Genomic DNA, 13,852 nt, shown 5'->3' with positions numbered 1-13,852 from the left:
CGGACGCCCCCAGAAAAGCGCCCTGTCGGAACGGAAATCAACCACACATTAGATGAGTCCGCGTTTTGTCATTAATATAAAAAAACTCCATGTGAAGATGTCCTTCACATGGAGTAAAAAGTTGGATTGGATATCAATAATAATGGAAAATTAAACGTTTGTTGCTTGCTTTTCGTATGGATTTGAAAGATCCATACCTTCTAATGAAAGACCCATAGCTTTTGCTACACCTTCGCCATATGCTGGATCAGCTAAATAGCAGTGAAGAATATGACGGCGTTTGATGAACTCTTCAACTGGTGCCATATCATTAGCAGTATTTTCGAATAGACGTTGTTGCTCTTCGGCAGTCATTAGGCGGAATAATTTACCCGGCTGCTCGAAGTAGTTATTGTCGTCTTCACGGAAATCGTGGATACCAGCATTACCGTCAATGCGTAATTCAGGCTCTTTATAGTCTAAATTATGCTCCCATTCACCATAGCTATTTGGTTCGTAGCTTAAAGTTGAACCTAGGTTGCCATCGAAACGCATAGCGCCGTCGCGGTGGAATGAACGGAATGGGCATTTTGGTGCGTTTACAGGAAGCATGTAGTGGTTCACACCTAAACGGTAGCGTTGTGCGTCTGCATATGCAAAGATACGAGCTTGTAACATTTTGTCTGGCGAGAAGCTAATACCAGGGATAATGTTTGATGGTGCAAATGCAGCTTGCTCAACTTCCGCAAAGTAGTTGTCCGCATTTTTGTTTAACTCGAATTCACCCACAGGAATTAATGGGAAGTCTTTTTTATACCATACCTTCGTTAAATCAAATGGGTTATATGGTAACTCACGAGCTTGTTCCTCTGTCATTACTTGAATGTACATTTTCCATTTGGGGAAATCGCCTTTTTCAATAGCCTCATATAGATCGCGTTGTGAAGATTCGCGGTCGTTACTGATTACTTCAGCAGCCTCAGCACCAGTTAAGTTTTTAATGTCTTGCTCTGTACGGAAGTGGAATTTAACCCATACGCGCTCATTTTCAGCATTAATAAAGCTATAAGTGTGAGAACCGAAACCATGCATATTGCGGTATCCAGCCGGAATACCACGGTCAGACATAACGATTGTTACTTGGTGTAGCGCCTCTGGTAATGAAGTCCAGAAATCCCAGTTTGAATTCGCATTTTTCATATTTGTACGTGGGTCACGTTTTACCACGTGGTTTAAATCTGTAAAGTGTAAAGGATCACGGAAGAAGAATACAGGTGTGTTGTTACCAACTAAATCCCAGTTACCTTCTTCTGTATAGAACTTAAGTGCAAAGCCACGAATATCGCGTTCAGCATCCGCTGCACCACGCTCACCTGCAACTGTGGAGAAGCGTGCAAACATGTCAGTCTTTTTCCCAACCTCTGAGAAGATTTTTGCTTTTGTATATTTAGTAATATCATGCGTTACAGTGAAAGTACCGAATGCACCTGAACCTTTAGCATGCATACGACGTTCAGGAATAACTTCACGGTTGAAGTTCGCTAATTTTTCAACTAGCCATACATCCTGGAGTAATAGAGGACCACGAGGACCTGCTGACATAGAATCGTGGTTGCTTACTACTGGAGCACCACCTGCTGTTGTAAAACGACGGCTACGATTATTTTCATTTGTCATATTAGTTTACCTCCTAAGAAAAATTGTGAGTCAAACTCTTCATCAATAACTATAACAAATATAAATTATAATTGCTAGTAAATTATAATTATTATTGTTAAAGAATTTTTACATTAAGATACAGACTACAAATATATGCTAGATTTAAATAGCTTATGAATAACCTTTACCACTAATTTAGTTTTTTAAAACATTTTCGAGAATTACTTGAAAATAAGTTATGAAGAAGAGGAAGGTCAAGAATAAAATGAATTCTTTTGTTTACTTATTGTTATTGAAAATAGAATATGATAATTGAAAATAATTGCAGTGAAAGTTTTGGGGATCAGGTATCGGAGATCCCTTAAAGATATAGCCTTTACCCGCTACGCTTCGCACAAGTTTCTAGTTAGAACGGAAATCAACTCCTTGTTACTTAAAAGTCTTTTTAAGTTTTACGATAACGATGGGGAGTAATGCCGATGTGCTGTTTAAAAATTTTTATAAAGTAATTCGAATCATCAAAACCATTTAAATCGGCAATTTCACTAATAGCAAAATCGGTTTCTACAAGCATTTTTGTGGCATTTTGAATTCGGACTTGTTGTAGGTAGCGTTTAAATGGCAGGCCTTGCTTCTTTGAAAAAATCGTACTTAAATAATTGGGACTAATCCCCAATTTATGAGCAACGTAAGGTAATGATAACCCGCTATCCTGAAATTGCTGGTCGATAATTTCTATGGCCAGTTCTACATAGTCAGCCCGTTTTTCTATTCGAGCCTCATTAGCTAATTCAATCAGCCTTTGTGTAAATGATATGATGCCATTTAAAATGGTATAAAATATAGGATGCTCAATAATTAAATGAAAAAGCTGACGATAATTTTGCTCAATCGCCGCTTTCTCATGTAATTTATACTTCAACATAAAGCGCCGTATTTGCGCCAAAACACTCGTTAGATGAATACGTAAGTCATCTTGCTTGTAATATATTCCTTCATTAGATAGTCGATATAAAAATGCTTTGACGGCTTCAATATTTCCGTCCTCTAAACTACTTATTAGTAATTGCTGCTCTTCAGGTGTTAGTAAAGGATCGAAGGGCTGTGTTTCCAATTGTTTGCTCGCATAAAAAATGTGCCCATAGCCTTCGTAAAAGCTTTGATGAAGTGCACGTTTTGTTAAGGTATACATATTCTTCATGGTGGTCGGTTCCCCATCATAAACCCCAATATTTAACGAGCTATTATTCGTTAATCGCCATTCCTTCATTAATGTACGAACATCCTTCTCTAAATCATTTGTTTGGAATAAACATACAATTTTCTCTGATAAAGGATAAATCCTCATGCTAGAATAAATAGGCGTTTGCTGAAGCCAGTTGTATAGTTTGTTAAACATTTCGGAATGCTCAGGCTCGATCATTGTGAAATGTATATTTGTCTCTATGGAACTAGTTTTACTATCTAAAAATAGTTGATAGTAAAAGGATTCATCTGTTGCTTCTTGATACACTGCTTCTGCTTTGGCTGTCCGAAGGGAAATAGCAGTGAGCTTTTGCTTTAATACTTCTAAATCAATTGGTTTAACGAAGAGATGTGCAACCTGTAAATCAATTGCCTTTAATGCATTTTTAAAAAGTGGCTCTGTCGTCATAGCTAAAATAGTCCCTGAATGTTTTTGTAAAACACGATAAAGTGCAATTAAACGATTATTTGAGAATAGGTCAATATTTAGCAGTATCACCTCAGGCTCGAATTGCTGGATACTTTGAAGTGCCTCATTAATAGTTGTACCTATTTCTATAGTTACATCCCCAGGAAAATATGTATGTAAAAACCAACGAATGCCTGAAAGATCAGTGGAATCCCTGTCAATTAATAACAATTTCACAACCGCAAACCTCCTTAAAATAATCTAGTTTCGTAAAAAAATACTATTATATTATTAAAATAACAAAAATTATGAAATAATTCATGTTTTCTCTTTTAAAATTCCCTATTTTCTGAAAAAGGTAGTTAGTACAATGTAGTTAGTGTAATTGTTATTTATCTTTTGTAGCGATAGCGAAATTGATTAAAAGCATTTTTACATAGCTCTAAGGAAACAGGGGGATGACATTATGAAGTCTATTATCGAGCTTGATGGTCAGACATTAACAAGACAGCAAATAGGGGAAATTGTAGAAGGTCGTGCCACGGTAGCGCTTTCCCTACACAGTGTGGAGCGTATACGTTTAAGTAGGGAACGCATTGAAAAGCGTTTAGCTGAGGGGCAAACGATATATGGTGTGAATACAGGCTTTGGAAAGCTGAGTAATATAAAGATTGAAGAGGAAGACATTGAGCTTTTACAGTTAAATTTATTGCGCTCAGATGCAACTGGTGTGGGTGCGCCGTTTCCAACAGATGTTGTACGTGCAATGATGGTTTTACGTGCCAATGCTCTAGCTCGTGGTTTTTCAGGAATTCGTCTGGAAACAGTGCAGCTGCTTTTGGAATTTATTAATAAGGGAGTACACCCGATTGTACCTTCTCAAGGTTCAGTTGGAGCAAGTGGAGATTTAGCGCCGTTATCACATTTGGCTTTAGTGCTTGTAGGTGAAGGTAAGGCGGAGTTTAATGGAGAGATTATGAGTGGCAGTGCGGCGTTACAGCAAGCTGGGCTAACGCCTGTCCGACTACAAGCTAAGGAAGGTCTAGCGCTTGTAAATGGTACCCAAGCAATGACGGGTATCGGGGTTTTAACAGTGAACGAGGCAGAGCGTATTGGGCTAGCAGCAGATATGGCAGCAAGTTTAACGCTTGAGTCACTGAAGGGTATTACTTCAGCATTTGATCCAGCACTTTTGGCGGTAAGACCACACCCAGAATTAGAGCTTGTTGGCGGACGAATCCGTAAATGGCTTGAAGGAAGTAAACGTGTGACAAAGCAAGGTGAAATCCGTATGCAGGATGCCTATTCACTACGTTGTATTCCACAAGTGCATGGTGCTTCATGGCAGTCATTTTTCTATGCTCAGGACCGTGTGCAAACTGAAATGAATGCAACGACAGATAATCCGATTGTTTTAGAAAATGGAGAAGTATTATCTGGTGGGCATTTCCACGGTCAACCAATTGCATTAGCAATGGACTTTTTAAAAGTCGGTGTATGTGAATGGGCTAATATTTCGGAGCGACGTACAGAACGCATGGTTAATCCACAGCTTAATGAAGGTTTGCCTCCATTTTTAGCGACAAATCCTGGTATTGAATGTGGGCTAATGATTGCTCAATATACAGCAGCCTCTATCGTATCCGAAAACAAAGTGTTGGCACATCCCTCAAGTGTGGATTCTATACCGACATCAGGGAACCAAGAGGATCATGTGAGCATGGGTACAACATCAGCGCGCCAAGTACGTCAAATCGTACACAATGCCGCTCGTGTCATTGCAATAGAAATGATTTGTGCATCGCAGGCTATCCATTTAGACAAAGCGGAAGAGCAGTTATCTCCAACAACTCGAAAGTATTTAGAAAAAGTGCGTGAATTTTGTCCGCCACTGTTAGCGGATCAACCAATCGGCGATGAAATAGAAGCGCTTTCACAGTATTTATTAACGAGTGATGTTCTATTAAACGAGTATATGTAAACCTTAGATGATAATTTCCTATAGGAAATCCAACAAATCTTTCAATTTGTCCGGATTGACAGGGAATTCTAATTAACAGTCGAGGGGGAATAGGATGGAATTTCAACAACAAGAGCTGAGGCAAGACTCGCAATTCCGAGTCTCCTCCGCTATGAAGATGATTGCGTGCAGTTTGGTCGGAATATTCAGTTTCTTCATATCGTTTGAATGGCAAGGTAAGAATACAATTTTAATTGATCACATTGTGAATTTTATTCGCACTGAAGCACCACTACTTGTAACTGCATATGTACTCATAATGCTTGTAGGTGGAGCGGTTCATCCATTCCTTACGAAGAGGTGGAATAAGTCGATAGTCAATATTGTATTGTCAATTTTTAAAGTGGGCGGTATGGTTGCCGGGATTTTATTAATTTTTAATATAGCACCTGCATGGCTAGCAAATGACAGTATCGGTCCGTATTTATTGGAGAAGCTTATTAAGCCGGTAGGGATACTAATCCCGATTGGATCTTTGTTTTTAGCACTTCTAGTAAGCTATGGGTTGCTTGAATACACCGGTGTTTTAACACAGCCGTTTATGAAGCCTATTTTTAAAACACCTGGACGTTCAGCAGTGGATGCAGTTGCCTCATTTGTCGGCAGTTATTCGGTTGGCTTACTTTTAACGAATCGTGTTTATATGGAAGGTCGCTACACAGCGAAGGAAGCCGCAATTATTGCAACAGGTTTCTCGACTGTATCTGCAACGTTTATGGTTGTTATTGCGAGTACGCTGGATATCATGCAGCATTGGAATGCGTTTTTCTGGGTGTCGCTCGTTGTAACATTTGTGGTCACTGCGTTAACAGCGCGTATTTATCCACTTCGTTCAATGAAGGATGAATACTATAAGGGCGCGACGCCGATGCCAGAAAAGATTGTAAAGAAGGATCGTTTTAAAGAAGCATGGCGTCAAGCGATGGATGCAGTTGAGCAAAATCCACCTTTATCTAAAGTTTTATGGGCGAATTTAAAGGATGGCTTCATTATGGCGATGGGTGTTATTCCATCGATTCTATCAATCGGTTTGCTAGGGCTTGTACTTGCAACATATACACCAATTTTTGATTGGCTTGCGTATATTTTTGTACCATTCACATATGTGTTACAAGTTCCAGAACCATATTTAGCAGCGAAAGCGCTGTCATTATCGTTAGCAGAAGTATTTTTACCGGCACTTGTTGTCACACAGGCAGCACTTGTGACGAAATTTATTGTGGCGGTCGTATCGATATCGGCAGTTCTGTTCTTTTCAGCCGTTATTCCGCTTATTTTATCATCTGAAATTCCATTGACATTGCGCCAAATTTTACTCATTTGGTTTGAGCGTGTCGTATTAACGTTAATCATCGTAACACCAATAGCATTTTTACTATTTTAAAGGAGTGTGTTTTTAATGGTAGTTAAAACAAATATTCGTGCACCACGTGGGAATGAATTAACATGTAAAGGTTGGACGCAGGAAGCTGCAATGCGTATGTTAATGAACAATCTAGATCCTGAAGTGGCAGAAAATCCGGATGAACTAATCGTTTACGGGGGTATCGGTAAGGCGGCGCGTAATTGGGAGAGCTATGAGCAAATTATTGCGTCATTAAAAGAATTAGAGAATGATGAAACACTTCTTATTCAATCAGGAAAACCGGTAGCTGTATTCCGTACACATGAACATTCGCCACGTGTATTGATTGCAAATTCTAATTTAGTGCCAGCGTGGGCAAATTGGGAGCATTTCTATGAGTTGGAGGACCGTGATTTAATGATGTACGGTCAAATGACGGCTGGTAGCTGGATTTATATTGGCGCACAAGGCATTTTACAAGGAACGTATTTATCATTCGTAGAGGCAGGTAAAAAAGTATTTGGCACAGCAGATTTACGCGGTAAATTCATCCTTACAGGTGGTATGGGTGGTATGAGTGGTGCACAGCCTTTAGCTGGGAAAATGGCTGGCGCTGTCATTTTAGTCGTCGAAGTAGATCGTGCTCGAATTGAACGTAAAATAAAAGAGGGCTACTGTGATTATCTTGTGGAGACAATAGATGAAGCTATTGAATTAGTCAATAAACTACGTGACCAAAAAGAGCCTGCGTCGATTGGTCTTGTTGGCAACTGTGCGGATGTTAATCGTGAGCTATTGAATCGAGGAATTATCCCTGATTTTGTAACTGACCAAACATCTGCTCATGATCCGATAAATGGTTATGTTCCAAATGGTATGACATTTGGGGAAGCGCTTGAACTGCGTAAAAGTGATGTAAAAACGTATGAGCGAAGAGCAAAAGAGACGATGGCTGAGCATGTTCGTACAATGCTTGACTTCCAACAGGCGGGCGCAGAAGTATTTGATTACGGTAATAACATTCGTGCTTATGCCAAAGAGATGGGTGTAACGAATGCCTTTGACTTCCCTGGCTTTGTTCCGGCGTACATTCGTCCATTATTCTGTGAGGGGAAAGGACCATTCCGTTGGGCTGCACTTTCGGGTAACCCTGAGGATATTTATAAAACAGATGCACTTGCAAAAAAGATGTTTGCTGAAGATGAAGGTCTTGTGAATTGGATTGATATGGCGCAAAAAATGGTGAAATGGCAAGGGTTACCGGCACGAATTTGCTGGTTAGGCTATGGTGATCGTCATCGTTTTGCATTGAAAGTTAATGAAATGGTTGCTAATGGTGAGCTATCAGGCCCGATTGTCTTTGGTCGAGATCATCTAGACTCAGGCTCAGTTGCATCACCAAATCGTGAAACAGAGGGTATGCTTGATGGCTCTGATGCAGTATCAGACTGGCCGATTCTAAATGCACTTGTTAATACAGCAAGTGGTGCTAGCTGGGTAAGTGTTCATCACGGTGGTGGTGTAGGTATGGGTTATTCTCAACATGCTGGCCAAGTGTTAGTAGCGGATGGTTCTGAGCTAGCCGCTGAGAAGATTGCACGAGTGTTAATTTCTGATCCGGGAATGGGCGTTGTGCGTCACGCAGATGCTGGCTATGAAATTGCTATTAATACAGCAAAGAACAAAGGTGTGCGTATACCAATGTTAAAGGATGATGCGAAGTGACAATTTTAATCAAAAATGCCAATGAAGTGATCACGTTAAAAAGTGCCGAACAAGGTCCTCGTACAAAAGAACAAATGCGTGAAATTGCGGTGCTGGAAAATGGCAGTGTTTTAATGGAGGGCAATAGCATTATAGCAGTAGGGCCCATTGCGCAGCTAGAAGTGGACTTCCCTAAACTTGTCAAGGTGGCTGAGGTTATTGACGCCTCAGGTAAGGTTGTTATGCCAGGTCTCGTTGATTGTCATACGCATTTAGTTCATGGAGGAACACGTGAGCAGGAGTTTAATATGCGACTCAATGGTTCCACATATATGGAAATTATGAATGCGGGTGGTGGGATTCATGCCACAACAAAGCGGACTCGAGAAACTAGCTTTGGTGATTTATATAGAAAAACGATGAATCATTTAGATGTGTTTTTAAAGCATGGTGTCACAACAGTTGAAGCAAAATCTGGCTATGGTTTGGATTGGGAAACTGAAAAGAAACAGCTTGAGGTAGCTAAGGAACTGCAAGCCACACATGACATTGATGTCGTTAGTACCTTTATGGGGGCGCATGCGGTGCCACGTGATTATAAGGGTCGTGAGGATGAATTTGTGGATGTAGTCATTCATGACATGCTACCGAAAGTAGCTGAGCTAAACCTTGCAGAATTCAATGATGTATTTTGTGAAAAAGGTGTATTTACGCCAGAGCAATCACAACGCATTTTAGAGGCGGGAAAAGCGTTGGGGTTAACACCGAAAATTCATGCAGATGAAATTGAACCTTATAAGGGAGCAGAGCTTGCCGCGGAAGTAGGGGCAATTTCGGCGGAGCATTTATTAGTTGCTTCGGATGAGGGTATACAAAAAATGGCTGAAGCCGGGACGATTGCAGTGCTGCTACCTGGAACGGCATTCTTCTTACGTGCGCCATTTGCAAGGGGACGCCTCATGATTGATGAAGGGGTACCTGTTGCTATATCAACTGACTTTAATCCTGGCTCATCTCCAACGATGAGTCTGCCCTTTATTATGAATTTAGCTTGTATGCATATGGGCATGACATTAGAGGAAGTGTTAACAGCGACTACTATTAATGCTGCATATGCACTTAATCGTGGGCATCAAATTGGCTCTCTTGAAGCGGGCAAACAAGCTGACGTCATTATATTGGATGTTGCCAATTATATGCAGTTACAATATTTCTATGGCATGAATCATACGAATACTGTAATTAAAAATGGGCGAGTTGTCGTACAGGATGGTATTCTTTTGAACAATCAACTAGTAAATTAAATAATATGAAAGGCATAAATAAGGCAGAGATGCTTTGTTTATGCTTTTTTTATGAAGCTGTGTTTAATAAAGTTAAAGTTCATGCTGAATGAGATTATATTGCATTAGACTATGAAAACCCGCAAGAAGAAGAGCGCTTGAAAATGTTACACCTTGTTCATACTTATATCAGTAAATTTGTGACGAATTTTACAGCGAAAGAATTACAGCAAGACATTGTAGTAAATGGATCTATTCTTTACAAATAACTAACACTTAAGGAAATCCATGGTTCATCACCAAAAGTTGAGGATGACTTTTGTTAAAACTTCTACTATGTAAATAGTTGATTGGAGTGGAGACTGGACGCCCCCAGGAAAGCGCCCAGTCGGAACGGAAATAAACCACACGTTTTGGTGATGGTATATATAGAAGAGAATTTACATCTACTATGGAGTAAGTATAAACGAACAATGAATCCAGAAAAGTATCCCGTCGATTTAAGTATTAAAGAAAAAGTCGTGAAGATGATAAATGGAGAAACAAAAGGAGAAGAAGAACGGAGGAATAGATAATGGCGAAAATAGGGATTTACGGATCGTCCTTTGATCCGATTACAAATGTTCATCTTTGGACCGCGAGCACAGTCGCGCATCGTTGCAAATTAGATAAAGTAATTTTTTTACCTTGCTCAAATAAACGAAAGGACAAGGAAATAAAAACAGAAAATACTCATCGATGGAATATGCTGCAGCTGGCTATTACTAAGGATGAGCGTTTTATTGCAGATTCATATGAAATGGAGCAAGAAGGCTGGAATATTTACACATATGATACGATGAAATATTTTAGAGAACAGCACCCTAATGATGACATTCATTTTATTATGGGAGCTGATTTATTAGTTGATATTGGCGCAGGATTGTGGAAAAAAGGAGAAGTGTTAGTAGATGAGAACAAATTTATTGTAATGGCAAGGCATGGGATTGATATGTTATCAACAATTAGTCGTTCTCCAATATTGAGGAATCATGATGATGGAAGATTTCATTTGATTGACAAAGGCTTAGCGATGGAAATTAGCTCTACCTATATTCGAGAAGAATTCGCAATGGGCGGTGAACCCAAATATCTACTGCCTGACGCTTGTTATGACTATATTAAAGAGCATAATCTTTATCAAAAATAACCTAGATATGGGCGATACATGATAATAGAGTGTGGTTTAAAACTGCGCTTCAAACTGTAGGTAAAAGTTATTTGTTTTAAAAAGCGGTATGGTAATTTATTTGGAAGACCTCGTCATGTAGCGTATTGAAAGAAACTTTTATGCTTTCCTTGCGCGAAAACTATGAAACATATCCCGTTGTAATTTAGGATTTTTAAATAAATTATGAGGGGCTGTTGATTTTTCACGGAGAGTAGCGACTCCTGCGGGATTAGCTTGTGCAGAAAGCACCTACTTGGAGTGGAGATCAACATTAGTTTAATGATACGCATTATTTTATGTTTATTTTCGTCGATAAATTGTTGATTGTAGTGGAGACTGGGCGACTCCTTAGGGATTAGCGTCACAGATGAGACCCTGCAGCGAAGCGGCTCATCGGACGCCCCCAGGAAAGCGCCCAGTTGGAACGGAAATCAACCTCACGTTATAAGGAAGTGTCTTTTATTTTGAAAAGATGGTGAACTTTCTCATTTACAGGTTTGGGTAAGATATAATAAATCTAAATGATATACAAAAGGTTATGTGTATCATCTAGCGTAATGATTAATGTTAGAAAGGAATTCTTAGAAGTGCAGCTTACATTAACATTTTTTATTTTAGGAGCGACAATTTTTGCATTTGTGACAAATAAAGTACGAGCGGATCTCGTTGCGATTGTGTCACTACTAGCATTCGTCATTACAGATATTTTAACGCCAACAGAGGCGCTTGCTGGCTTTTCGAACTCTGTAGTTTTAATGATTGCAGGGTTGTTCGTTGTGGGCGCAGGAATTTTACGCACGGGACTTGCAGGGATGGCTGGGCGATTATTGTTGAAATGGTCAGGTGATAGTGAGCTGAAGTTATTTGTGCTATTGCTCATTATTGTAGGGACGGTAGGTGCCTTTATGAGTAATACAGGTACTGTAGCTTTAATGATGCCGATCGTTGTTAGTATTGCCATTAGTATGAAGGAAAGTCCTTCGAAATTCTTGCTACCACTTTCTTATGTTGCGAGTCTTTCTGGGCTTATGACATTAATTGCCTCACCAACAAATTTAATTGTCAGTCAGTTATTAGTAGATCGAGGCTATAATAAGTTAGGATTTTTCGAAGTGACACCCATCGGTATTGTAGGAATGATAGTCGGTATTATCTATTTAGTTCTCGTGCGCAATATTCTTTTACCAAATGAAAAAAATCGTACACAAACAAAAGCTGACTATAAACTATCTCCAAAGAAAATTATTAAGCAGTATGATTTAAACAATCGTTTGTTTAAAGTGTTTGTCCCAGAGGATTCGTCGATTATTGACGCAACATTAGCAGAATTAAAGCTTCCGGCCAAATATGCGCTTTGTATGATGAAAATTCACCGACGATCTCAAGAAGGCATTAATTTTTTACCGATGACATATCAGGAAATGGCAGGTCCAACGAGTGTGATACATGCCAAAGATGAATTGTATGTCCAAGGTGAGGAAGAAAATATTCGTCGCTTTGCTTTGGATTATAGTCTAGAGATGCAGGAATTAGTCGAAGGAGAGGCTGATGAATTGGTATCAAAGCATCTTGGTATTGCTGAAGTATTATTAACGCCAAATTCGAGCTTTATTAATAAGACTGTCAGCACCCTAGGCTTTCGAGAAAAATATAATCTTAATATAATTGGCATTAATCGTAGAGGCGGCTATAAACTACAAGATATGGTGACGCATAAATTGAAATTTGGCGATGCCATTTTAGTGCAAGGTGCATGGGATGAAATTTTATTACTTGCAAGGGAAACGCAGGATGTCGTTGTTGTTGGTCAGCCGAAAGAGCATGCGAGTGTCGCAGCAGCAACGGGTAAAGCTGGTATTGCTGGTGTCATTATGCTTTTAATGATTGTATTAATGGCTTTTGAAGTTTTCCCTGCTGTAATTTCCGTTATGATTGGTGCCGTATTGATGATATTAACAGGTTGTTTGCGAAATATGGAAGACGCATACAGCAATATGAATTTTGAAAGTATTGTGCTTGTAGCTGCAATGCTTCCGATGGCGACTGCATTGGAGAAAACAGGTGGTATGGTTATTTTATCTGATGGTATCATTAATGCACTTGGAGATTATGGACCGTATGGAGTACTAGTTGGCGTATATATTTTAACAGCTATCTTTGGACAGTTTATTAGTAATACGGCGACTGCGGTCTTGTTCGCACCAATTGCTATGAATGCCGCGATTGCAATGGAAGCAAGTCCAACGACATTTATGATTGCTGTTGCTGTAGCAGCGAGTATGGCGTTTATCACACCAATTGCTTCCCCAACAAATGCGCTTGTGATGACGGCTGGTGGTTATAAATTTATGGATTTTGTGAAGATTGGAGTGCCATTACAGATTATTATGTTTGTTGTCATGTTGCTAGCAATTCCATTTTTCTTCCCATTTTAAAAACTCGGTTTCTATACCGAGTTTTTTGTTTTTAGTGAAAAACAATTAATTTTTTAATAGAGATTATGATAAAATTATATTATAGATAACAATAAAACATTATATTAACGTCAGATTGTGAGTCTAATAATAAATTGTTTTCTTAATCATTATATAGGAAGCTTCTCAATGAAGTGAAAAACTATAAAGTTTTTTTAGAAAAAGTGTTGACCTTTTAAAATTAAGAGTGTAGTATTATACAAGTCGTTAAGACAGCTACTGAAAAACAATTAAATCAAATGAAAATTAGTTGTTGACATCTAGCGGACGACATGATATTATATAAAAGTTGCTGTTGAGAAAAGCAGCGGCAAAATGAACCTTGAAAACTGAACAAGCAAAACGTAATCAATAAAGTTTTTACTAGCTAACCTTGAGTTGGCGAACGAAACAAAATTTTGGACATCAAACATGATGCCAGCAAAACAATTTGAGCTAATCAAATTTCTTTTTATGGAGAGTTTGATCCTGGCTCAGGACGAACGCTGGCGGCGTGCCTAATACATGCAAGTCGAGCGAACAGA

The 13,852-nt window shown here is 39.2% G+C and carries 9 protein-coding genes, 1 rRNA gene and 1 pseudogene; 9 read left to right on the top strand and 2 right to left on the bottom strand.

The features are described from left to right. Nucleotides 1-150: 150 nt before the first annotated feature. Nucleotides 151-1,656, bottom strand: coding sequence for a catalase (locus C7Y47_RS15400; protein ID WP_142509581.1), 1,506 nt, complete (start codon nt 1,654-1,656; stop codon nt 151-153). Between the two features lie 427 nt (nt 1,657-2,083). Then, on the bottom strand, nt 2,084-3,529 hold the full coding sequence (locus C7Y47_RS15395) for a response regulator transcription factor (RefSeq protein WP_142509580.1): 1,446 nt from the start codon (nt 3,527-3,529) through the stop codon (nt 2,084-2,086). A 229-nt stretch (nt 3,530-3,758) separates the two neighbouring features. Between C7Y47_RS15395 and hutH the strand changes: the two genes are divergently transcribed. From hutH to C7Y47_RS15355, 9 genes and pseudogenes are all read left to right on the top strand, one after another. Further along, nucleotides 3,759-5,273 (top strand): histidine ammonia-lyase, encoded by a 1,515-nt coding sequence (gene hutH, locus C7Y47_RS15390; protein ID WP_142509579.1) that lies wholly within the window; start codon nt 3,759-3,761, stop codon nt 5,271-5,273. A gap of 94 nt (nt 5,274-5,367) precedes the next feature. Beyond that, the gene (locus C7Y47_RS15385) at nt 5,368-6,696 is read left to right on the top strand and encodes a YjiH family protein (protein ID WP_142509578.1); all 1,329 of its coding nucleotides are present in this window, start codon (nt 5,368-5,370) and stop codon (nt 6,694-6,696) included. A gap of 15 nt (nt 6,697-6,711) precedes the next feature. After that, entirely contained in the window at nt 6,712-8,382 is a 1,671-nt protein-coding gene (gene hutU / locus C7Y47_RS15380) for a urocanate hydratase (RefSeq protein ID WP_142509577.1), read from the top strand. Beyond that, nucleotides 8,379-9,665 (top strand): imidazolonepropionase, encoded by a 1,287-nt coding sequence (hutI, locus tag C7Y47_RS15375; RefSeq protein ID WP_142509576.1) that lies wholly within the window; start codon nt 8,379-8,381, stop codon nt 9,663-9,665. Before hutU ends, hutI begins: the two co-directional genes overlap by 4 nt. Before the next feature lie 74 nt (nt 9,666-9,739). After that, nucleotides 9,740-9,910 (top strand): annotated as a pseudogene (locus C7Y47_RS15370) (nicotinate phosphoribosyltransferase); the annotation flags it as partial. 153 nt (nt 9,911-10,063) lie between these two features. Next, nucleotides 10,064-10,219 (top strand): hypothetical protein, encoded by a 156-nt coding sequence (locus C7Y47_RS24995; RefSeq protein ID WP_436970114.1) that lies wholly within the window; start codon nt 10,064-10,066, stop codon nt 10,217-10,219. Next, the gene (nadD, locus tag C7Y47_RS15365) at nt 10,219-10,833 is read left to right on the top strand and encodes a nicotinate-nucleotide adenylyltransferase (RefSeq protein ID WP_142509575.1); all 615 of its coding nucleotides are present in this window, start codon (nt 10,219-10,221) and stop codon (nt 10,831-10,833) included. The genes C7Y47_RS24995 and nadD overlap by 1 nt, the downstream gene beginning before the upstream one ends. Before the next feature lie 578 nt (nt 10,834-11,411). Continuing rightward, nucleotides 11,412-13,289 (top strand): SLC13 family permease, encoded by a 1,878-nt coding sequence (locus C7Y47_RS15360; protein WP_142509574.1) that lies wholly within the window; start codon nt 11,412-11,414, stop codon nt 13,287-13,289. A gap of 489 nt (nt 13,290-13,778) precedes the next feature. Then, a 16S ribosomal RNA gene (locus tag C7Y47_RS15355) occupies nt 13,779-13,852 on the top strand; the annotation flags it as partial.

The sequence above is a fragment of the Lysinibacillus sphaericus genome (assembly GCF_006864135.1).
In the GTDB taxonomy this organism is placed as follows: Bacteria; Bacillota; Bacilli; order Bacillales_A; family Planococcaceae; genus Lysinibacillus.
The sequence above is the reverse complement of the archived record's forward strand: the minus strand, read 5'-3'. Positions and strand labels throughout refer to the sequence as shown.

Bases quoted from the DNA above. Each gene is read 5' to 3' on its own strand.
- C7Y47_RS15400 (WP_142509581.1), bottom strand. From the start codon at position 1,656: ATGACAAATGAAAATAATCGTAGCCGTCGTTTTACAACAGCAGGTGGT.
- hutH (WP_142509579.1), top strand. From the start codon at position 3,759: ATGAAGTCTATTATCGAGCTTGATGGTCAGACATTAACAAGACAGCAA.
- C7Y47_RS15385 (WP_142509578.1), top strand. From the start codon at position 5,368: ATGGAATTTCAACAACAAGAGCTGAGGCAAGACTCGCAATTCCGAGTC.
- hutU (WP_142509577.1), top strand. From the start codon at position 6,712: ATGGTAGTTAAAACAAATATTCGTGCACCACGTGGGAATGAATTAACA.
- C7Y47_RS24995 (WP_436970114.1), top strand. From the start codon at position 10,064: ATGGTATATATAGAAGAGAATTTACATCTACTATGGAGTAAGTATAAA.
- nadD (WP_142509575.1), top strand. From the start codon at position 10,219: ATGGCGAAAATAGGGATTTACGGATCGTCCTTTGATCCGATTACAAAT.
- C7Y47_RS15360 (WP_142509574.1), top strand. From the start codon at position 11,412: ATGATTAATGTTAGAAAGGAATTCTTAGAAGTGCAGCTTACATTAACA.